The sequence below is a fragment of the Rhizobium alarense genome, assembly GCF_021555155.1.
GTDB classification, from domain to species: Bacteria; Pseudomonadota; Alphaproteobacteria; order Rhizobiales; family Rhizobiaceae; genus Rhizobium_D; species Rhizobium_D alarense.
In genome coordinates, this window is the sequence record NZ_JAKGBU010000189.1 from 1 (window position 1) to 852 (window position 852).

General features: G+C 71.4%; 1 protein-coding gene. It reads right to left on the reverse strand.

Translation table 11 applies throughout. From position 1 onward, the window contains the following. Window positions 1–781, reverse strand: a 781-nt coding sequence (locus LXM94_RS25935; RefSeq protein ID WP_235774776.1) for an FAD-dependent oxidoreductase, incomplete at its 3' end; no start/stop codon positions are given. Window positions 782–852 lie beyond the last annotated feature (71 nt).

The window sequence follows — 852 nt, forward strand, 5'->3', positions numbered from 1 at the left end:
GGGCGGCGAGGCCGAGGGCGCCGCGGGCCGGGAGCCGGTCGCTGAGCCCGCCGCCGAGAAGCCGGTCGAGGCGGTTGCTGCGCAGGCCCCAGGTGATGCTGGTTGCCGGATGGGCCTGCCTCAGATCCAGAAGCGCGAGCACGGCGTTGGTCGCCGAATGCCCGCCGCCGACGACCAGCACGTGCCGGTCCGAATAGGTCGCCGCAAGCGCGCCGGCGACATCGGGAATGCCATAGGCGATCCGGTCGGCCAGGTCTTCTTCGCCCGGAACCCGCAGGCCGTCGAGACCCATCGGGTTCGGCCGGCTCCAGCTGCCCGATGCGTCGATCACGGCGCCGGCCGTCAGCCGGTGTTCCGTGCCGTCGGCCTCCCGATAGCGGATATGGAAAGGCGCCTCCCGACGCCCCCGGTCCGTCACCTTGTCGAGGCCGGCGCGGCTGATCGCGGTCACGCGCGCACCATAGCGGATATGCGGCGCAAGGGCGGGGTGGGCGGCAAGCGGCGCGAGATAGGCGCGCACGATCTCCGCACCCGTCGGCAGCGCCTCCGGGTCCGGCTCCGCCCAGCCGCTGCCGGCCAGCAGACGGCTGCAGGCGGCGTCGACGACGTAGCGCCACGGCGAGAAGACGCGCACGTGCCCCCAGGCGGAGAGGCTGGTGCCGGCCGCCGCGCCGGCTTCGAGGACGGCGGGCGTCATGCCCCGCGCCACGAGATGCGCCGCTGCCGCCAGGCCTACCGGCCCCGCGCCGATCACCGCGACCGGATGGTTCGAATTGTTCACGGCCGCACTCCTTCTATATTTCCGGTTTTTTCGAAATAATTGGTCAAATTTTTAGGCTTCCGCAGTCGCTT